General features: G+C 61.8%; 17 protein-coding genes and 1 other RNA gene. 6 read left to right on the top strand and 12 right to left on the bottom strand.

Annotated features, from left to right (window positions below; all coding sequences use genetic code 11):
* Positions 1-96: 96 nt before the first annotated feature.
* The 5 genes from rnpB to PU133_RS08135 all read right to left on the bottom strand — a co-directional run bounded on the left by rnpB (position 97) and on the right by PU133_RS08135 (position 3,438).
* Positions 97-503: RNase P RNA component class A (rnpB, locus tag PU133_RS08155), an RNA gene on the bottom strand.
* Between the two features lie 174 nt (positions 504-677).
* Positions 678-1,253 carry a lytic transglycosylase domain-containing protein gene (locus PU133_RS08150; protein ID WP_404864480.1) on the bottom strand — a complete coding sequence of 192 codons (576 nt, stop codon included), beginning with the start codon at positions 1,251-1,253 and terminating at the stop codon, positions 678-680.
* 370 nt (positions 1,254-1,623) lie between these two features.
* Entirely contained in the window at positions 1,624-2,403 is a 780-nt protein-coding gene (locus PU133_RS08145; protein ID WP_404864226.1) for an N-acetylmuramoyl-L-alanine amidase, read from the bottom strand.
* The gene (locus PU133_RS08140; protein WP_126009418.1) at positions 2,400-3,110 is read right to left on the bottom strand and encodes a DnaJ family molecular chaperone; all 711 of its coding nucleotides are present in this window, start codon (positions 3,108-3,110) and stop codon (positions 2,400-2,402) included. The genes PU133_RS08145 and PU133_RS08140 overlap by 4 nt, the downstream gene beginning before the upstream one ends.
* A gap of 148 nt (positions 3,111-3,258) precedes the next feature.
* Positions 3,259-3,438: a hypothetical protein gene (locus PU133_RS08135; RefSeq protein WP_404864225.1), complete on the bottom strand. Its 180-nt coding sequence runs from the start codon at positions 3,436-3,438 to the stop codon at positions 3,259-3,261.
* 216 nt (positions 3,439-3,654) lie between these two features.
* Between PU133_RS08135 and PU133_RS08130 the strand changes: the two genes are divergently transcribed.
* Positions 3,655-7,299, top strand: coding sequence for a hydantoinase B/oxoprolinase family protein (locus PU133_RS08130; protein WP_404864224.1), 3,645 nt, complete (start codon positions 3,655-3,657; stop codon positions 7,297-7,299).
* A 111-nt stretch (positions 7,300-7,410) separates the two neighbouring features.
* Here the strand turns inward: PU133_RS08130 and PU133_RS08125 are convergent, their stop codons facing one another.
* Entirely contained in the window at positions 7,411-9,039 is a 1,629-nt protein-coding gene (locus PU133_RS08125) for a putative bifunctional diguanylate cyclase/phosphodiesterase (RefSeq protein WP_404864223.1), read from the bottom strand.
* Positions 9,040-9,275: 236 nt separating this feature from the next.
* Here PU133_RS08125 and PU133_RS08120 point away from each other — a divergent pair, with 236 nt between their 5' ends.
* The 4 genes from PU133_RS08120 (at position 9,276) to PU133_RS08105 (ending at position 13,354) form a co-directional block, all read left to right on the top strand.
* On the top strand, positions 9,276-10,526 hold the full coding sequence (locus tag PU133_RS08120; RefSeq protein WP_404864222.1) for a DUF3419 family protein: 1,251 nt from the start codon (positions 9,276-9,278) through the stop codon (positions 10,524-10,526).
* Positions 10,523-11,200 carry a class I SAM-dependent methyltransferase gene (locus PU133_RS08115; RefSeq protein WP_404864221.1) on the top strand — a complete coding sequence of 226 codons (678 nt, stop codon included), beginning with the start codon at positions 10,523-10,525 and terminating at the stop codon, positions 11,198-11,200. Before PU133_RS08120 ends, PU133_RS08115 begins: the two co-directional genes overlap by 4 nt.
* 74 nt (positions 11,201-11,274) lie before the next feature.
* Positions 11,275-12,060, top strand: coding sequence for a GH25 family lysozyme (locus PU133_RS08110; RefSeq protein ID WP_404864220.1), 786 nt, complete (start codon positions 11,275-11,277; stop codon positions 12,058-12,060).
* A 97-nt stretch (positions 12,061-12,157) separates the two neighbouring features.
* Positions 12,158-13,354 carry a lytic murein transglycosylase gene (locus PU133_RS08105; protein WP_404864479.1) on the top strand — a complete coding sequence of 399 codons (1,197 nt, stop codon included), beginning with the start codon at positions 12,158-12,160 and terminating at the stop codon, positions 13,352-13,354.
* 7 nt (positions 13,355-13,361) lie between these two features.
* On the opposite strand, the gene PU133_RS08100 is transcribed toward PU133_RS08105, so the two are convergent.
* Together PU133_RS08100 and PU133_RS08095 are read right to left on the bottom strand one after the other, a co-directional pair.
* Positions 13,362-14,174 (bottom strand): endonuclease/exonuclease/phosphatase family protein, encoded by an 813-nt coding sequence (locus PU133_RS08100; protein ID WP_404864219.1) that lies wholly within the window; start codon positions 14,172-14,174, stop codon positions 13,362-13,364.
* Positions 14,175-14,177: 3 nt separating this feature from the next.
* Positions 14,178-15,398 carry an alanine racemase gene (locus tag PU133_RS08095; RefSeq protein ID WP_404864218.1) on the bottom strand — a complete coding sequence of 407 codons (1,221 nt, stop codon included), beginning with the start codon at positions 15,396-15,398 and terminating at the stop codon, positions 14,178-14,180.
* Between PU133_RS08095 and PU133_RS08090 the strand changes: the two genes are divergently transcribed.
* Positions 15,397-15,744 carry a hypothetical protein gene (locus PU133_RS08090; protein WP_404864217.1) on the top strand — a complete coding sequence of 116 codons (348 nt, stop codon included), beginning with the start codon at positions 15,397-15,399 and terminating at the stop codon, positions 15,742-15,744. The genes PU133_RS08095 and PU133_RS08090 overlap by 2 nt on opposite strands.
* A gap of 144 nt (positions 15,745-15,888) precedes the next feature.
* Here the strand turns inward: PU133_RS08090 and metF are convergent, their stop codons facing one another.
* The 4 genes from metF to PU133_RS08070 all read right to left on the bottom strand — a co-directional run bounded on the left by metF (position 15,889) and on the right by PU133_RS08070 (position 19,269).
* Positions 15,889-16,812, bottom strand: coding sequence for a methylenetetrahydrofolate reductase [NAD(P)H] (gene metF / locus PU133_RS08085; protein WP_126009398.1), 924 nt, complete (start codon positions 16,810-16,812; stop codon positions 15,889-15,891).
* Between the two features lie 2 nt (positions 16,813-16,814).
* The gene (locus tag PU133_RS08080; protein WP_404864216.1) at positions 16,815-17,831 is read right to left on the bottom strand and encodes an ArsR/SmtB family transcription factor; all 1,017 of its coding nucleotides are present in this window, start codon (positions 17,829-17,831) and stop codon (positions 16,815-16,817) included.
* Between the two features lie 91 nt (positions 17,832-17,922).
* The gene (locus tag PU133_RS08075) at positions 17,923-18,522 is read right to left on the bottom strand and encodes an MOSC domain-containing protein (RefSeq protein ID WP_404864478.1); all 600 of its coding nucleotides are present in this window, start codon (positions 18,520-18,522) and stop codon (positions 17,923-17,925) included.
* Positions 18,523-18,588: 66 nt separating this feature from the next.
* Positions 18,589-19,269, bottom strand: a complete 681-nt coding sequence (locus tag PU133_RS08070; protein WP_404864215.1) for an SDR family oxidoreductase — start codon at positions 19,267-19,269, stop codon at positions 18,589-18,591.

The following is a 19,269-nucleotide window of genomic DNA, read 5'->3' as shown; positions in this document are numbered from 1 at the left end:
ATGCTTAAGGAACGGTTACGAAGAGCCGGCAAACCGTTGCTCCGACGACGTTTGCCGCCGAAGTCGGACCGCTTACGCGCTCTGTTTTGCAGGGAATTTGCCAGTCGGCCTGTAAGCCGGGTTCTGTATGGCCCGACGCCCGTTGGGACGCCGAACGCGGCAGCCATTCATCTGGGACGGAACTCGCGTTCCGCCTCGCGCAACCCACCCGGATGACCGGCCCGGAAACGGGCTGGCTGCCCTCGCGGGCGGCCGCGTCATCCCTATTCGGTCTTGCTCCCGGTGGGGTTTACCGTGCCGTCCCTGTCGCCAGCGACGCGGTGGGCTCTTACCCCACCCTTTCACCCTTACCTCGCCTGAGCGAGGCGGTTTGCTTTCTGTGGCACTTTCCCTAGGGTCGCCCCCGCCGGACGTTATCCGGCACCGTGTTTCCGTGGAGCCCGGACTTTCCTCACCCCGCGGCCTTTCGACCTTTTGCGGAGCGCGGCTGCCCGGCCGACTGGCGGCTCCTGATAGCCTTGAAAGCCATCTCCGGTCCAGCGCGTTCCGACCGTTCGGGCTGCAAAAACGGAACCGGGCCCCTCCGTGAGGAGAGACCCGGCCTGTTGCCCCAGACATCCGAGCGCGAAGCGGTTAAGCCTCGCGCCCGAATTCGGGTATCGAAAATCCGTCAGAGATCACTGAAGAAGTGCACTCACCTTGCTGCAATAGCGCGCCGAAACCGGGTTCATACGCTTGGCACCATGGCCGGCATTATACTTCAAGATCGTTCCGCAGGTCGAGCCGTCGCTGAGGCTCTGTGCCTTTGCGAGGTAGCGCATTCCGTACTTGATGTTGGTTTCCGGATCGTAAAGAGCGCTGCGCGAGCCGGAGTAGCCCATCATCCGTGCCGTCGACAGTTTCAGTTGCATGAGGCCGATCTCGCCAGCCGCTCCGGTCGCGTCCGAACGGAAGTTGCTTTCGACGCGAACCACGGCGTGTGCGAGGCTCTCCGAGATGCCATGCGCTTCAGCATAGCTCGAAATCAGGCTGCCATACGGATTGGCAGCGTAACCGGAAACGCGGGTCTGCTCCTGGATCGGCTTCTCGGTCGTTTCAGTTGTTGCGCCCTGGCTGGATGCAGCTTCCGTCGCCGCATCGGCTTCTCCAGCATCTCCGCTTTCAGCGGCTTCCTGCCCAGGCTCGGCGGCGGGACGAGTCGGACGTTCGACATAGCTGTCCATGACGGGTCCGTGCTGCGACTGGTGGAACATCGGCTTGACCGCCCGTGCCTCGGATGACGCCGCTGCGGCTGTTTCTCTCGCTTCGCCAGCTGCATCGGTCTCTGCCAATGCCCAGCCTGCGACAAGCACGTTCAAAAGGGCTGCCGACGTCGCCGTCAGTACAAATTTCATCAGTAATATACTCCACAGAACAGGAACGAGCCTGCCCTATGGCAATAGGCAACGCCCCCGAAACACCCAGTTCAGACCAGTCACAACCACGATGCCCCGAGGTCTCGTGACCGGCCACGACAATGGCGAGGGATGTATAGGGCTCTGGAGGGCGAGTTTATGACCCGCCAAATAACAACATGTTGCAGAATGTTAAATCGCCTATTGTGCATATGACGATGCAGCGAATTTATCTGTATTTTGGCAATGCCTGAAGCAAGCGATGCAATGTATCTATCGTTGAGCTGTCGGCAATTCCGTCAACCAGAGCGGGCCGGAAATGGCGCTGGAACGCTTTGGTTACCTGCTCGGTCGCGATGCCGAACACGCCATCGATTTCAACGCTGTAGCCATAAAGAGCGAGCATTGACTGATAGGCCTCGATCGGCGCACCGGCATCGCCACGCTGAAAGAAGCGCCCGCCGGTGATGGGCGCCGGCTCGACATAATGCCCGATGCCTGCCCGAAACAATTCGGCCCAGGGAAATTTTTCGCCAGGATCCTGTTTTCGGGATGGCGCGACGTCGCTGTGGGCCAGAATCCGCTCAGCAGGAATGTGGCGACGCCGGCCACAGTCGATGGCAAGCGCCTTGATCGTCTCGATCTGGGGCGCGGCAAATTCGGGATATCCGAAATCATGCCCGGAATTAGCGATCTCAACGCCGATCGACCGGCTGTTGATGTCGGGCACACCATGCCACGCGCTGATGCCCGCATGCCAGGCGCGCTTGTCCTCCGGCACGAACTGCAACAGCGTGCCATCGAGCTTCACGAAGTAATGGCAGGAGACGGAGCTTTCGGCGATCGTCAGCCGCTTGATGGCGGCATCTTCATCTTCCATCCCGGTATAATGCAGGAGCAAGACGTCGATCGGACCGCCATCCACACGATCGTTGAAATTCGCGGCAGGGTGCACCGCGCTGACAAGATCGCAGTCGGGGGAGAAGGGTTCCAAATGACTTTCACTCATGCAGCGATGCGGTCTCGCTCGATCGCTTCGAAGGCTGCGTTGAGCTTCGCGGTGCGGTCCGTGGCGATGGTGATGAACTCTTCCGGAACGCCGCGTGCCAAGAGCCTGTCAGGATGGTTTTCTGCGACAGCGCGGCGATAGCGCCTCTTGATCTCGGCGAGGTCGGTGTCTCGTGTGACGCCAAGGATCAGATAAGGATCGAAGCCATCGACATGGACGTGCCGCGCCATGATGCGGGCGAACTGGTCTTCATCAATGCCGAAGATCTCGGCGACCCGCTGCAAGAACCCAAGCTCGCGCTCGTGGATGGCGCCGTCGGCCTTGGCGATGTGGAACAACCCGTCGAGAATGTCCTCGAGAATGAGACAGCGCTCTTCGCCGCCTTCGCAGAGCCCGCGCAGCCGTCGCGCATAGTGCTCAAAGCCCGCAACGTCCTGCTTGGCGAGGTTGTAAAGCCGCGCGACGTTCTCTTCTTCCTGCTGAGGGATCGAGAATATGTCCCTGAAGGCCTGCACTTCAGCATTGCTGACAACGCCGTCGGCCTTCGCCATCTTGGCGGACAGCGCGATCATCGCCACGGAAAAGGCGACACGGCGGCGCGTCTCCGGATCTCCTTCGAACAGCGTGCGCACAGCTTCGATGACGCGAGAAATGGCGTCAGAAGCGGCGTCGCCGACGAGTTCGATGAGTCTGGCCCAGAAAGACATCGCCAGAAACTATTCGATTTGAGGGGACGAATCGAGATGGAAAGTTGCCTCACCTGCCGCATCGCAGCAGAGCGCGGAAGAACACAAAAAAGGCCGGCGCAAACGCCGGCCTATCTTGGCTATCCGCCGAAGCGGAAAGCGAAGGGTATTACTGTACCGGTGCCGGTGTAACGGCCGGATCGTCAGCCGGTGCGGCCGGGGCTGCAGGCTGTTCCATCGGCGCCGTGTTGTCGACAGAACCCGTTGCATTTTCGTCGACGTTGTCGCTGCAGGCCGCAAGGCCCAGCGTGGAAACGACAAGCGCGGCAGAGATCAGAAACTTACGCATTTTATTGCTCCTTTTTCTGTATTCGATAGCGCTACAACGACAGATGTAGTGATGCGTTCCCTTGAAAACAGACGGCGTCACAACAACAGAGGTTACGCATCGAAATATTACCCTAAGTAATATCGCGTGAGGCTACCGACGCGGAAACGCACCGCTGGACAGGCGCAGCATGGCGGGGCATCACAAGCAAAACAGGGAACGCGGGACAACGAGCTTATGCAGGCTGAGTGGGACTTCTGGATCGATCGCGGCGGCACCTTCACGGACATCATCGGGCGATCGCCGGACGGCATGCTGGTGCAGAAGAAGCTGCTTTCGGAAAATCCCGGCGCTTATGCTGATGCCGCGATCGAAGGCATTCGCCAATTGCTGGGTCTTGAAGCCGGTACACCGCTGGCAGCCGACCGCATCGGCCGGGTCAAGATGGGCACAACCGTTGCGACCAATGCCCTATTGGAGCGCAAGGGCGACCGCACGGCTCTTGTCATTACCAAGGGGTTCCGCGATGCGTTGCGCATCGCCTATCAGGCGCGGCCGGATATCTTTGCCAAGGAGATCATCCTGCCCGAGCAACTCTACGCCCGCGTGATCGAGGTCGACGAGCGCGTTCGCGCCGACGGCACTGTCGAGCGTGTGTTCGATCCCGCATCGCTCGAGGCCGAGTTGCAGGCGGTGCGAGACGACGGGATCGATGCGGTCGCGATCGTCTTCATGCATGCCTGGAACTTTCCGGCGCACGAAGCGGCGGCAGAAGAACTTGCGCAGTCGATCGGCTTTTCGCAGATCTCGGTCAGTCACAAGGTCTCGCCGCTCGCGAAACTCGTTGGCCGTGGCGATACCACGGTGGTCGATGCTTACCTTTCGCCGATCCTGCGCCGCTATGTCGACCGCGTCGCAGGCGAGATTGCCGCCGGAAACGGCGCCGAATTCGACCGCATGCGCCTGCAGTTCATGATGTCTTCCGGTGGGCTCGCCGCAGCCGATTTCTTCCAGGGCAAGGATGCAATACTGTCCGGGCCGGCAGGCGGCGTCGTCGGCATGGTCGAAACCGCGAAAGTCGCTGGCTTCCGGCGGGTGATCGGCTTCGACATGGGCGGCACCTCCACCGACGTCGCTCATTATGATGGAGAATATGAGCGGACCTTCGATACGGAAGTGGCCGGTGTGCGCGTGCGCGCGCCGATGATGCGCATCCATACCGTCGCCGCAGGCGGCGGATCGATCCTGCATTTCGAGGCTGGCCGTCTTCGCGTCGGCCCGGATTCGGCGGGTGCCGACCCGGGGCCGGCCTGCTATCGCCGCGGCGGCCCGCTGGCCGTCACTGACGCCAATGTCATGCTTGGCAAGCTCCAGCCTGATCATTTCCCGTCGATCTTCGGCCCGAACCAGAACGAGCCGCTGGACGTGGATATCGTCGCCGCCCGCTTCGGGGAACTGGCCGACAAGATCGAGCAAGTGACGGGCGAACGCCGGTCGCCGGAACAGATCGCCGATGGCTTCGTCAAGATCGCGGTCGAGAACATGGCCAACGCGATCAAGAAGATCTCGGTCCAGCGCGGTTACGACGTGACGCGCTACCTGCTCAATTGTTTCGGCGGCGCCGGCGGCCAGCACGCCTGCCTCGTTGCCGATGCGCTCGGCATGGAATCGATCCTCATCCACCCTTTCTCGGGGCTTCTCTCTGCCTATGGCATCGGCCAGGCGACGCTGTTTGCCTCGCGCGAGCAGGCGCTGATCGTTCCTCTTAAGGCTGAAAGCGTCGATCGCACCACGCAGGAGATCGAACGCCTCTCGGCCGAGGCCACCAGGGAAATGATCGCGCAAGGCGCGACGGACGCCAGGATCGAGACGCGCGCTCTGCTGCATCTTCGTTATGATGGCACCGACACCGCGCTGCCGGTCGTCTTTTCGGGCGACATCGATGCTGCGCGCAAAGAGTTCGAGCAAGCGCACAAGGCGCAGTTCGGCTTCATCTACCCCGACAAACCGGTGATCATCGAGGCGGTCGCCGTCGAAGCAAGCGAGCGCCCGGCGGTCGCAACGACGACAGAGGCATCCGCCGCAACGACGCGTGGTGTCGGCGATGGCCCCACGCGCCGGCTCTATTCCGCGGGCGCGTGGCATGACGCCCGCATCGTTCGGCGCGAGGAACTCGCTCCCGGCGCCAGCCTGCGCGGCCCAGCACTTCTGATCGAGCCCAACCAGACGATCATCATCGAGGACGGCTGGAGCGCGACCGTGACGCCCGGCAACGACGTTCTGCTCTCGCGGCACGAGAAGATGCAGCGCGCCAACGCGATCGGAACCGAAAAGGCCGATCCGGTCATGCTCGAAGTGTTCAACAACCTCTTCATGGCGATCGCTGAAGAGATGGGCATCACGCTTCAGAACACGGCCTATTCCGTCAACATCAAGGAACGGCTCGATTTCTCCTGCGCCATCTTCGACCGCAGCGGCGCCCTCGTCGCCAACGCCCCGCACATGCCGGTGCATCTCGGCTCGATGGACCGGTCCGTCGAGACGATCATCCGGCTGAACGGCAGCGCGATGCGCCCGGGCGACGTCTTCGCGCTCAACGCTCCGTATAATGGCGGCACCCACCTGCCGGACATCACCGTCGTGACGCCTGTGTTCGACGACGCGGGCGAAGAGATCCTCTTCTATGCAGCGTCGCGCGGCCACCATGCCGATGTCGGCGGGTCGGCGCCGGGCTCCATGACGCCTCTGGCCACGACAGTGGACGAGGAAGGCGTGCTGATCGACAATTTCAAGCTCGTGGATCAGGGGCGCTTCTGCGAGGACGAGCTCGTCGAACTTCTGACGGAGCACCCCTACCCGGTCCGCAACGTCCACCAGAACGTCGCCGACCTGAAGGCGCAAATCGCCGCCAACGAGAAGGGCGTCGCCGACCTGCGCCGGATGATCGCCAATTTCGGGCTGGATGTCGTGGAAGCCTATATGGGCCACGTCCAGGACAATGCCGCCGAAAGCGTGCGCCGCGTGATCGAGGCCCTCTCCGACAGCGAATACGAGTACCCGACCGATACCGGCCAGGTGATCAAGGTCAGGATCAGCGTCGATCGGGAGAAGCGGGAAGCGACGGTCGATTTCACCGGCACGTCTCCGGTCATGGCCAACAACTTCAATGCGCCGGAACCCGTGACGCGGGCTGCCGTCCTCTATTGCTTCAGGGTGATGGTCGAGGGTTCGATCCCAATGAATGCGGGGTGCCTGCGGCCGATCAACATCATCATCCCTGATGGCTGCATGCTGAAGCCCACCTACCCGGCCGCCGTCGTTGCCGGCAACGTGGAGACGTCGCAGCACGTGACGAATGCGATCTTCGGGGCTTTGGGCGCCTTGTCCAACAGCCAGGGCACGATGAACAATCTGACCTTCGGCAATGAGACCTACCAGTACTACGAGACGATCTGCTCCGGCTCGTCCGCCGGTTACCGCGCAGACGGCAAGGGTTTCAACGGAACATCCGGCGTCCATACGCACATGACCAATTCGCGCCTGACGGACCCCGAGATCCTGGAAATGCGCTTCCCGGTGCTGCTCGAGGATTTCCACATCCGCGCGGGTTCCGGCGGCAAAGGCGCGTTCCATGCGGGCGACGGCACCAAGCGGACCCTGCGCTTCCTGGAGCAGATGGACTGCGCGATCCTCTCCTCGCACCGGAAGAACCCGCCACGCGGCATCAAGGGCGGCGGCGACGGCGAATGCGGCAAGACCGAAGTGCGCCGCAAGGACGGATCCACCGAAACGCTGCGCGCCTGCGACCAGACAGTACTACAGCCTGGCGAAGCCGTGATCGTCACGACACCGACAGCAGGCGGCGCAGGCAGCACGGCATAAGCCGGCAGAACCATAGTTCGCCACGGGCTCGCTACGCGATGCCCGTGGCCATGATCGATAGATCTCAGGTTTGCAACTGGAGTTCGGCTAACCAGCCAAAAGAGCTTCTGATCAGGCCTGATAGCGCTTGGGAAGCTTGACGATGGCGGCGCTGGCGGCAGCAGCGGGCGATGCATCGTTTTTGCGTTGCCGATGGCGCGTCTCGGCAATGACGGACGGCACCTGGTCCACGGGTACGGGCCTTGAGAACAGGAATCCCTGGACATCGCCGGCGCCTGCCTTGCGGATGAATTCCAGTTGGCTTTCGGTTTCGACGCCCTCCACCGTGGTGGAGATATCGAAGGCCTGCGATAGCTTCATGATGACGCCGACAAGTTCCGCCTCGCGCTCGTCCGTCAGCATGGATTCGGTGAACGACCGATCGATCTTCAGCGTGTCGAGCGGGAAGCATCGCAAGTGGCTGATGGACGAAAAGCCGGTGCCGAAATCATCGAGCGCCAGCTTCACGCCGAGCGCTCTGAGGCGGGAAAGACTGCCGCGCACCAGATCCACGTCGACACTGAAGAGAGATTCGGTGAATTCGATGGTGAGCCGCCGCGCATCGAGGCCGGTTTCGGCGAGCGTCCTCTCCACCATCGCCACAAAGCCCACATCCTTGAACTGCTCGCCCGCAACGTTCACCGACACGCCGACATCGGCAGGCCACAGGCTTGCATGGCGGCAGGCTTCCGCAAGCACCCATTTGCCAAGCGGCACGATCAGGCCCGATTTCTCGGCGACGGGAATGAACATGTCGGGACGAACGACGAGGTCGCCGCGCTGCCACCGCACCAGCGCCTCGAAGCCTTTGACCCGGCCGGTCTCCAGATGGACGATCGGCTGATATTCGAGGAAGAAATGCTGCTCCTCGATGGCGAGCCGCAGGTCCTTTTCCATCATCATGCGCTGCTCGGCCTCGTAGGCGAGCGTGCTATCGTATAGAACGAAATGACTGCCGGGCACTTCCTTTGCGCGGTAAAGTGCCAGATCGGCGCGGCGCAACACATCCGACATGGTCTTGTCGTCGGGGCCGAGCCACGTCACGCCGATGCTGCCGCCGGTCGCAAGCCGCAGGTCTCCCAGTTCGAACGGAAACGAGATCAGCGAAACGAGCGCATCGCAGAACGCATTGATGACCTTGGCAGACGGTCCACCACTCCATAGAATGACGAATTCGTCGCCTCCGAGCCGGTAGATGCCCTGCTCCGGACCGCTGGCCGCCCGCAGCCGATCGGACAGCGCAAGCAGGATCGCATCGCCGACATTGTGCCCCATCGTGTCATTGATGAACTTGAACTTGTCGAGATCGAGCAGCATCAGCGCCGGGCGATTGTTCGGCCCGACACCCTCGGCGATCCGATCGAGAACGTCGCACTCCAGCGCGTGCCTGTTCTTCAGCGATGTCAGGGAATCGTGAAACGCATTGTGCTCGAGCGTGTGTTCGGCTTCGATGCGGCGCTCCAGCTCGGCAACCAGCCGTGCGCGGGATTCGCCGACCTTGAAGAAAGTGTAGCCCATCATCGCCGGGAAGAGCGCCACGGCCGTGTAGACGGGATTGGTCTGGACCAGCGACGTGAAAGGCTCAGCGCTCTGGATCACCGCTGCATCGTAGGCGAAGGCCGCTGACGTGAAAATCGAGCCGAAAGCCGTGCCAGCAAAGGCATAGCGCGCTCTTATGCTCGTAATAACGTCTGAAAGCATCCACCATCCCGATCTTCATGATCCCGATCGTGAAAAAGCTACCATTTCAAGCATTAAGCATTGGTTAGCGTAGAAACTGGATAAAGTTTGATGAAGTGTTAAAGCAAGCCTCGAAATTTTAGAGGATGCTTGGACACATCATCGACTTCCGTCGCGCCCGGCTGCGCCGTCACAGGGCTGTAATGTCGCCCCGCTAGGCAGTTTTCCCATCGAAGCGCGAGGGAGAATCGCCTGCCATGACCGGTATCACGCGAGGCCTGCCCGGCCGGAAGACCCGCCATATCCGCGACGCCGTGTTGCGTCACTCGCCGATCAGCAAAGCCGGTCTTTCCGAGCGCCTCTTTGCCTTCGTGTTTTCGGGTCTCGTCTATCCCCAGATCTGGGAGGACCCGGAGGTCGACATGCAGGCCATGGCCCTGACGGCGGAAAGCCGCATCGTCACCATCGGTTCGGGCGGCTGCAACGTTCTGTCCTATCTCACACGGGCACCGGCGCGAATAGACGTGGTCGATCTGAACCGCGCGCATATCGCCTTGAACAAGTTGAAGCTCGCCAGTGTCGCGCATCTTCCGAGCCAGAGCGACTTCTTCCGCTTCTTCGCAGGCACGCACCAGTCACACAACAGCCTTGCCTACCACCAGTTCGTCGCACCGCATCTGGATGCGCAAAGCCGCGCCTACTGGGAAGGTCGCGGGCTCAACGGGCGGAAACGCGTCACGATTTTCGACCGCAATTTCTACCGAAGCGGGCTTCTCGGTCTCTTCATTTCCGCCGGCCATCTGGCCGCACGGCTCCATGGCGTGAACCCCGCAGAGATCATGCAGACGCGCTCCATGCGCGAGCAGAGACACTTCTTCGACGAGCAGCTCGCGCCGCTCTTCGACAAGCCGCTGATCCGCCTGCTGACGCGCAGCAAGGCATCGCTGTTCGGGCTCGGCATTCCGCCCGCTCAATATGAAGAGCTGGCTGCGGCCGATGCGGAAATGCGCGTGACAAACGTCTTGCGGACACGCCTCGAAAAACTCACCTGCCAGTTTCCTCTAGAAAACAATTACTTCGCCTGGCAAGCATTTGCCCGGCATTACCCCGAGCCGGACGAAGGCTCGCTGCCGCCCTACCTGCAAGCCCAGCATCATGCGCCACTGCGAGAGAACGCCGGTCGCGTCTTCGTCCACCACCAAAGCTTCACGGCGCTGCTCGCCGACAAGCCTGCGTCGTCGGTCGATCGTTACGTCCTGCTCGACGCTCAGGACTGGATGAGCGACGCGCAGCTGAACGCGCTCTGGACGGAAATCTGCCGGACGGCCGCACCAGGTGCGCGTGTGATCTTCCGCACGGCCGGCGAACCGTCCATTCTTCCAGGCCGTCTCCTGCCCGTCCTTCTCGACCAGTGGAATTACAATGAAGCCGCCAGCGCGGAAGGCTACGCGAGCGATCGATCCGCCATCTATGGCGGCTTCCATGTGTATGAGCGCAAAGGCGCATGATGGGGCTGGAACGCGCGCAATCCGCCGAGCACGCGGTGTTGATGGACGGCGTCTACCGCTATCAGCGCCACATCTACGATTTGACGCGCAAATACTACCTGCTTGGACGGGACCAGATGCTAGACGCGTTGGCAGCCCCGACCGGTGGCACGGTGCTGGAGCTCGGCTGCGGCACCGGACGCAACCTCCTGGCCGCCGCGAAGCGCTATCCCGATGCGCGCTATTACGGCATCGACATATCGCCGCAGATGCTGGAGACCGCGCGAGGCAACATCAATCGGTCCGCACACTTCCGAAAGATCATCGTCGCAGAAGGCGATGCGACAGATTTCGACTGCCAGGCGCTCTTCGGCTTCGACAAGGCCGACCGCGTGTTCATCTCCTACGCCGTCTCGATGATCCCGAGCTGGCAGCAGGCGATTGCCGCAGCACTCAAGGCCACCAAACCCGGTGGCTCCGTCCACATCGTCGATTTCGGCCAGCAGGTTGAATTGCCGCCGGCATTTCGCCGACTGTTGAAGGCGTGGCTGGCGCGGTTCCACGTCACGCCGCGCGCCGATCTTTTCGACGCTGCCAAACTGGCTGCGGCCGGCGAAGGCGCGCATGTGGAAGCCCGAACCCTCTTCCGCGACTATGCGAGGATCGTCGTCATCACGCGGTCGAATGGTCGCTGAGCTGCCGCTTTAGTCGGCGGATACGAGCCGTTAGGAAGGGAGCGATGATTCCCCTCCTGATTCGCGGAGCCTAGATGATAAGACGCGCCGGCATTCTCCTGATCCTGGTCATGACGGCCGCTCTTTCAGCCTGCAGCACCACCGCTACCGATATCCTGAACATCTCTCCGGTCAACGCTCCCCGCTTCGGCGACAACGACCCGCAAGATTTTGCCCGGTCGCCGTCGACCTATGCGGTCCACGGCATTGACGTGTCGAAATATCAGGGCACGATCGATTGGAACACGGCCAGCGCCGCGGGGGTCTCCTTCGCCTTCATCAAGGCAACAGAGGGCGGCGACATGTTCGACCCGAAGTTTGAGGAATACTGGGCAGGCAGTCGCGCAGCCGGCATTCCGCGCAGCGCCTACCACTTCTTCTATTTCTGCCGTCCGGCGATCGAACAGGTGCAGTGGTACATCCGCAACGTTCCACGCGAGCGCGATGCCCTGCCGCCCGTGCTCGACATGGAGTGGAACCACCTGTCGCCCACATGCCGCCTGCGCCCGCCGCCTGAAAAAGTGCGCAGCGAAATGCAGGTGTTCCTGAACGCGCTCGAGCGGCACTACGGCAAGCGCCCGATCATCTATACGACAATCGACTTTCACCGGGAGAACATCGAGGGCCACTTCCTCGACTACCCGATGTGGCTGCGCGCCGTCGCGGAGCATCCCGATACGCTCTACCCCGGACATTCCTGGACGTTCTGGCAGTATACGGGCACGGGCATCGTGCCGGGCATCACAGGCAACACCGACATCAACGTCTTCAACGGTACCATCGAGCAATGGCGGCGTTGGCTGTCCAATGCGACGAGCTGAGGCAAAGCGAACGACCTGCCACAACTGAGCCAATATCCGCCTGCATTGCGAGCGCGGGACATCGACGGATACCAGCTGGGGAACCAAGCCTATGACGATCACGACATCTGCCAGGAAGAGCCTTCTCGGCATCGGAACCGGACTTCTCGCAACGCTCATGGCAACGAGCGCCTTCGCCCAGCAGTGTGGCGGAGATTTCGGGCAGTTCCTGCAGGGCGTACGCGCCGAAGCGGTCGCTCAGGGCCTATCGCCGGAAGCAGCGGATCGGGTGCTTGGCAGCGCGCGCCAGGATCAGCAGGTGCTGAACCACGATCGCAGCCAAAGCGTCTTCCGCATGAACTTCATCGAGTTTTCGCAGCGGATCATCAGCAACAATCGCATGCAGCAGGGCCAGGCCATGCTGCAGCGCCATGCCTCCGTCTTCGCGCGCGCAGAACAGGAATTTGGTGTACCCGGACCGGTTATTGCCGCCTTCTGGGGCCTGGAAACCGATTTCGGTGCCGTTCAGGGCGACATCAACACCGTCAATGCGCTTGCGACGCTTGCACATGATTGCCGTCGTCCCGCGCTCTTCCGTCCGCAGCTGATCGGCGCCATTGCCATGGCCGAACGCGGTGACCTCGACCCCGCGACGATGACGGGCGCCTGGGCCGGCGAGATCGGACAGGTCCAGATGCTGCCGGCCGACATCATCCAATTCGGCGTCGACGGCGATGGCGATGGCCATGTGAACGTCAAGACGAGCAGTGCCGACGCGATCCTGACGGGCGCCAACTTCATCCGCAGCCTCGGATGGCGCGCTGGCGAACCTTGGCTCCAGGAAGTCACCATTCCGCAAAGCTTGCCTTGGGAGCGCACCGGTCTTTCCGGCGGCGCGACCGTCGGCGAATGGCAGTCGCTCGGCGTTTCCGCGCGCAACGGCTCCCTGCCGGATGCCAGCATGCAGGCGCGTCTGATCATGCCGCAGGGTCGCTTCGGGCCAGTCTTCCTGGCCTACCCGAATTTCGACGTCTATCTCGAGTGGAACCAATCCTTCATCTACACGACCTCGGCGGCCTATTTTGGCACCCGCCTTGCTGGAGCCGATCGCTATGCATCCGGCAATCCCCCGGCTGGCTTGAGCCCGGAACAGATGATGGACCTGCAGCGCCGCCTTCAAGCGCGTGGTTACAATGTCGGCGACATTGACGGCATTCTCGGTGCGGGCACCCGCGATGCGGTGCGCGCCGAACAGCTTCGCCTCGGCATGCCCGCAGACGCATGGCCGACGCCGGAACTGCTCGCTCAGCTCTGACGGAGCGTCATTCCATCTCAAGCAACAGCGGCCGGTGGTCTGAAACCTCCGGCCGTTCGACCACGTCGAAGCTAACAACCTTCACCGCGCTATTGGTGAGCATGTAGTCGGCAAAGCGCACGTCCTTCGAATAATGGGAGGTGCGCGTGTCGGTAAATCCTCTCGCGGTTACCAGATCGGCAAGCCCAGCCTCGCTGAGGATCTCGAAGGTGCGGCTGTCCGGCAAGACGTTGAAATCGCCGCATACGATCAGCGGTTCACCCTCCGCCCACACCTGCCGGATCAGACGCAAAAGCGATCGCGCCTGCGCATCGCGTTCTTCCGTATCGGACTTGCCGGCCAGATCGCGCAGGCCATGCATATGGCAGACGGTGAGCGTGCGGCCGCCCGCCGCCTCGTAGAGCCGCACGCAATGGGCGTTGCGCGGCCTCGGATGAGCACCGAACCCCTCGGCCGAAAACGAGCCGTGAACGAAATCGGTGGCTTGTCCGACCACGGCCAACGTTCGGCGCACGAAGGTTGCAAGCCCGAAGAAGGTCGGAACCCGATCGACACCGACGAAGAGGTCGCCGGTCGCGTTTGGTGCAAAGAAGGCATCGTGCTCGGGCAGCGCCGCGCGGATCTCCTCAAGGAGGTTCGTGCGCTGGGCAAGTTCGTGAGCGCCGTCGCGATAGGCGGACCATTGGGACATCGTCGAAGCCGGATCTCGCACGATCTCCTGCAGACAATAGATATCGGCGTTACATGCAGCGAGATAGTCGAGAAGCGGCCGGTGGAGCCGGCCGCCCCAGGCGTTGAGCGAGACGATCCGCAGCGCCATGGCTCAAGAGGCCATCGTTTCCAGGCTGGCGAAGCCTTCCGGCGCGCCCTCGTCGCCGAACGCGGTCGTGACCTCCACGAAATCGTCCGGATAGAAGCCGTTAAAGCGCGTGCGCAGCGACAGCGAATAGGCGCCGATATGGCCGATCTCGATCCAGTCGCCCGTGTCCACCGTTTCCGGCAACCAGAACGGCCGCGAAAGGATGTCGACACTGTCGCAGGTGGCGCCGCAGACCTTGAACGGCACGACGTTTTCCGGATCGCCATTGCGTGATTTGCGGGCAGGATCCGGGATGAAACGGGCCGGCAGCGTGATCTTGCCGGTCCAGCTGTCAGACAGCGACGCCCAGATGCCGTCATTGATATAGAGCCGCCGGCCCTTGCGCAGCAAAACCCTCACGACCAGCGAAAACGACCGCGCGACGATGGCTCTGCCGGGTTCGGCGACAAGCGGCAGCGTCTTGAAGCCCCATTCCGTCAGAATGAGATCAAGCCGCTCCAGAAGTTCGTCGATGGTCGGGATATCAGGCTTCTTGCGGTTGGGATCATGGCCGTATTCGGCGGGAAAGCCGCCGCCGACATCGAGGCCGGCGAGAGAAACGCCAGCGCGACTGCGCACCCAATCGGCCGATGCCAGCGCGCGTTCATAGGATTCCGATTCGGCGATCTGGCTGCCCACATGGAAGCAGAGACCGACCTTGAAGCCGATGCGATCCAAACGCTGAACCAGTTCCACCGCATGGCCGGGTGCTGCGCCGAATTTCTTGGAGAGTTCGTAGGCCGCGTGGCCCTTCGTCTGAAGCCGGACGAAGATGGTGAAATCCGCAGGGTCAAGGTCCAGCGCGCGCACGATGCGCAGCACCTTGGCGATCTCGTCCTCATGATCGAGCGACATCACCCGTATGCCGTAGGTCTCGAGCGCAAGGCGGATGTCCGACTGCGCCTTGACCGGATGCATGTAGAGCATCTCGGCATCCTTGGAGGCGGCGCGCACGGCCGCGAATTCGGCGGGGGAAGCGACGTCGAAGGTCTTTACGCCAGCCTTGACCAAAGTTTCCAGCACCATCGGCTCGCCGTTGGTCTTCACCGCATAGGCCGTCTCACCCGGAAATTGCCGCATGAAACGTTGCGCATCCTCGATGAGAACCTTCGGCCGGAAACAGTAGAGCGGCGCATCTGGTCTCAGCGAGAGCGCCGCCTCGGTTCCGGTGGTGAATCGCTGCATGGGTCGGCTCCTGATGATGGCGGACGCTATCAGTTTGTCGCTGAGGGTAAAGATCGGCATGCGCGTTGCGGCCCGCACGACGCAGCGCGGAAAGATTATCCACTCTTCCTACGCCGGCGACGATGGCAACAAGATGAAAACAAAACAGCGCCCTAGCGGTGAAAATGAAATCATTCGTATCGTGCGCTCTCGCACTGCAGCAACGAATTCCCTTTTCGCGATACGTGTTAACACCTATTATCAGGAGGTTAACTGCGAGGAGGTGACCATGAGACTGACGCAACAGTTCAATGTTGTCATGATCTGTGCCGCGTTCGCCTTCATCGGGAGCATGCTCTTCATCTGAAGGGACATTCACCTGAAGGGACCAGGGCCCGAAAGCGCCTTCATTACGTAGACCCAGCAAGAATAGGAAAAGGGGATCGTCTCGTCGGCGATCCCCTTTTTCCATTGTGAAGTAGGCGTCCGATGACGCCTTCTTAGCCTACGATCAGGCCGCGGCCACGGCCTTGTCCTCCGCCTGCGGCGCACGGCCGCGAAGACCGAGGAGATGGCAGATCGCATAGACGAGCTGGGCCCGGTTCATCGTGTAGAAATGAAAATCGTGGACGCCGCGCTCGACGAGATCCATCACCTGATCGGCCGCGAGTGCGGCTGCGATCAGCGAGCGGGTCTGGGCGTCGTCTTCCAACCCTTCGAATCGCTCGGCCAGCCATGTCGGGATCGACGCACCGCACATGCCGGCAAACCGAGCGACCTGCCCGAAATTGTGGATCGGCAGAATACCCGGGACGATCGGGATGTAGATCCCTGCCCGGCGGACACGCTCAACGTAGCGCTCATAGGTGTCGTTATCGAAGAAGAACTGCGTGATCGCCCGCGTCGCGCCATTGTCGACCTTGCGCTTCAGCATGTCGATGTCGGTCATGAAATCCGGGCTCTCCGGATGCTTCTCCGGGTAAGCGGACACCGAAATCTCGAAATCGGCAAACGCCTTCAGGCCTGCCACCAGCTCTGCGGCATTGGCATAGCCATCCGCGTGCGGCTTGAAGCGCGTGCCGATGCCACCCGACGGATCGCCGCGCAGGGCCACGAAATGACGCACGCCGACATCCCAGAACTCGCGAACGACCGCATCGACCTCTTCGCGGCTGGCATCGACGCAGGTCAGATGCGCCGCAGTCGACAACGTGGTCTCGCGGTGGATGCGGCTGACGGTGTTCAGCGTCGGCTGCTTGGTCGATCCGCCTGCCCCATAGGTCACCGAAACGAAATCCGGATTGAAAGGCGCGAGCTTCGACACGCTTTCGAAAAGCTGCGTCTCCATGTCCCCAGTCTTCGGCGGGAAGAACTCGAAGGAGACATTGATCCGGTCGGCGCTGAGCGAAGGGCTTGATCTTCTAAGGAGCGACATGGTCAGGCAAGTCCCTTGGTGACATCGGCGCTCTCGTCGCCGGCAATGAGAAGACGCGGATCGCGTGCGAGCCAAATGGTGACGGTCAGCGTTTCGCTGCCCTCCTCTTCCGGCTCAAGATCGACGATCCGTTCGATGGACAGACCGGCCGAGCGCAGCGCCTCGCCGATCGTCTGGTGCGCAAATCCGAGACGCACATGGGCATGCTCTTCCCGCAACCGCTCCAGTTCGTGCGGCGCGAAGTCGACGATGATCAGCCGCCCACCGGGCCGCAGCATGCGCGCTGCCTCCGCGATCGCGTCGTCTGGTGACTGCAGGTAGTGCAGGACCTGATGGATCGTCACGAGATCGAAGGTCTCGCGGTCGAGCGGCAGGTTGAAAATGTCGCCATGGCGCACCGAGGCGTGGCTGAGCCCGTTGCGATCGAGATTGGCACGCGCGACGGCCAGCATGTCACGGCTTGCATCCACGCCGATGCCACGCCGATAGAGCCCTTGGAAAAGCTGGAGAATGCGGCCCGTACCGGTGCCAAGATCGAGCATCGAATCGAAAGGCGTCGTGCCGACCAGTTCCGTCAGCGCCGCCTCGACGCGATCGTCGCTCACATGCAGCGAACGCAGGTCGTCCCAGCTTTCGGCATTGCGCGAGAAGTAGGACTGCGCCTTTTCCGCCCGCACCTTCTGAACTGCGCGAAGGCGTTCCGCGTCGCGCGCCAGGATGGCATCATTGGCCGAGATGGCATCGATCAAAAGGCGCGCAAGGGCAGCCGCCCGCCCTTCGCTGGTCAGCCTGAAATAGGCCCAGGCACCCTCCTGGTAGCGCTCGATGAGGCCGGCTTCGCCGAGAAGCTTGAGATGGCGCGAAATGCGGGGCTGCGATTGACCGAGAATATCAGTAAGATCGGTTACTGTGAGGTCGCTCGTCGCCAGCAGCCAGAGCAGCCGCATGCGCGTCTGCTCACCTGCAGCCTTCAACAGGTCGACGATTTCGTCGAGACCGAGCTTGTAGTGATCGAGCATTCGCAACATCCAAAAACGATATAAAGATATCTTTATATGTTTCTGGGCGCTGTTGCAAGCCGCTCGGGATGCCTGATTGCAGCGACACCTGTCAGCCGCGATAGATCCACTGCTCCGGCACGTGAACCTTCACGCTCTCGCCAACACTGATCCGCCCGGGCTTTTCGACCCAGGCAACCAGCCCCCGGCGACGCTTGGCGGCGTCCTTGAAAGACAGCGCGAGTGCGGTGTGATCGTGATCGGGAAAATGATCCGCGATCGAGTTGCCGGACAGCCGGCAAGGCGCGTTTTGCCCGTCGATCTTCAAGGTGACACCGTTTGCGAAGAATAGCAGTGTGCGCGGCGGCAGCATCGAAAGCTGCGGAACACCGTCGAGCAAGAGATTGGCACCGATCCATTCAGGCCGGATGCGATCGACGCCCATATCGACTGCCGCCATCGCCAGCTCGTCCGCGGCGACGATGCTGAGCTGACGCTCGTTGCGCATCTCGGTACCGCGGGGATACCATGGCTCACGTCCACCGGAGCGCCGAGTGGCACCCGCATGAAAATCGCCGACGATGCCGTCGAAGGTGAGGTCGAGTGACGACACCGGCCCGCTGATGAAATCGTCGCCCGTGGCCGCGAAAAGCCCACCAACGGTCGCGGAAAGACGGCGTCCAGAGGTAATCTCGGTCGGAAGGTCGAACATCTGCCCCTGTACGCTCACGGATAGTCCTCCTGCTTGCAATGGATCCTGTGACAGCCCTGCGACCGCTCACCAGGCAACTTCGCTACCGTTATAAGCAAAGAATCGACCGGTTCGCTCAAGATCGAGCGTTTGGGCCAGCTGCAGGATCCCGCGGGCGCTTGTCTCAGCGTCAATATCCGCGCCTGCGCCACCCATGTCCGTTCGGACCCAGCCGGGATGGACGGCAGCAACGGCAACGCCCTGTGGCTTAAGATCGGTTGCGACCCCTTGCAGCACCTTGTTCAACGCAGCCTTCGAGGCGCGATAGGCGATGTGGTCTGATTTGGCGTAGGACAGCGACCCCATCCGGCTGGAAAGGACCAGGATGCGACCGCGTTCTGCAGCGAGGATCCTCGGCAGGAACGTTTGAATGACCCGAAGCGGAGCCATCACATTAACAGCCATGGTCTGCTCGAAGCCAACGAAATCCATGTCGAGCGTCGACTGGCGCTCAGGACCGATAATGCCGGCGTTGTGGATCAATACATCGATCGGAAAGCTTATAGCGGCTGCGACCGCTTCGATGGCTTTCCCGTCCGTAACATCGAACACGACAGGTTCGAAGCGGTCTCCGAGTTCTGCCTTGAGTTCCTCGGCGCGCTCAGGCGAGCGGACCGATCCGATCACGCGGTTCCCGCGCGCCAAAGCCTGGCGCGCGAGTTCGTAGCCAATCCCACGACCGACGCCGGTGATGAGACAGTTCGGCAT

Origin of the sequence: Georhizobium sp. MAB10 (assembly GCF_045012825.1) — a bacterium.
GTDB classification, from domain to species: domain Bacteria; phylum Pseudomonadota; class Alphaproteobacteria; order Rhizobiales; family Rhizobiaceae; genus Georhizobium; species Georhizobium profundi.
Note: the sequence above shows the minus strand (reverse complement) of the source record. Positions and strands in the feature narration are given on the sequence as shown.

Bases quoted from the DNA above. Each gene is read 5' to 3' on its own strand.
- PU133_RS08150 (WP_404864480.1), bottom strand. From the start codon at position 1,253: ATGTTCCACCAGTCGCAGCACGGACCCGTCATGGACAGCTATGTCGAA.
- PU133_RS08145 (WP_404864226.1), bottom strand. From the start codon at position 2,403: ATGAGTGAAAGTCATTTGGAACCCTTCTCCCCCGACTGCGATCTTGTC.
- PU133_RS08140 (WP_126009418.1), bottom strand. From the start codon at position 3,110: ATGTCTTTCTGGGCCAGACTCATCGAACTCGTCGGCGACGCCGCTTCT.
- PU133_RS08135 (WP_404864225.1), bottom strand. From the start codon at position 3,438: ATGCGTAAGTTTCTGATCTCTGCCGCGCTTGTCGTTTCCACGCTGGGC.
- PU133_RS08130 (WP_404864224.1), top strand. From the start codon at position 3,655: ATGCAGGCTGAGTGGGACTTCTGGATCGATCGCGGCGGCACCTTCACG.
- PU133_RS08125 (WP_404864223.1), bottom strand. From the start codon at position 9,039: ATGCTTTCAGACGTTATTACGAGCATAAGAGCGCGCTATGCCTTTGCT.
- PU133_RS08120 (WP_404864222.1), top strand. From the start codon at position 9,276: ATGACCGGTATCACGCGAGGCCTGCCCGGCCGGAAGACCCGCCATATC.
- PU133_RS08115 (WP_404864221.1), top strand. From the start codon at position 10,523: ATGATGGGGCTGGAACGCGCGCAATCCGCCGAGCACGCGGTGTTGATG.
- PU133_RS08110 (WP_404864220.1), top strand. From the start codon at position 11,275: ATGATAAGACGCGCCGGCATTCTCCTGATCCTGGTCATGACGGCCGCT.
- PU133_RS08100 (WP_404864219.1), bottom strand. From the start codon at position 14,174: ATGGCGCTGCGGATCGTCTCGCTCAACGCCTGGGGCGGCCGGCTCCAC.
- PU133_RS08090 (WP_404864217.1), top strand. From the start codon at position 15,397: ATGGGTCGGCTCCTGATGATGGCGGACGCTATCAGTTTGTCGCTGAGG.
- PU133_RS08095 (WP_404864218.1), bottom strand. From the start codon at position 15,398: ATGCAGCGATTCACCACCGGAACCGAGGCGGCGCTCTCGCTGAGACCA.
- metF (WP_126009398.1), bottom strand. From the start codon at position 16,812: ATGTCGCTCCTTAGAAGATCAAGCCCTTCGCTCAGCGCCGACCGGATC.
- PU133_RS08080 (WP_404864216.1), bottom strand. From the start codon at position 17,831: ATGCTCGATCACTACAAGCTCGGTCTCGACGAAATCGTCGACCTGTTG.
- PU133_RS08075 (WP_404864478.1), bottom strand. From the start codon at position 18,522: ATGTTCGACCTTCCGACCGAGATTACCTCTGGACGCCGTCTTTCCGCG.
- PU133_RS08070 (WP_404864215.1), bottom strand. From the start codon at position 19,269: ATGCCGAACTGTCTCATCACCGGCGTCGGTCGTGGGATTGGCTACGAA.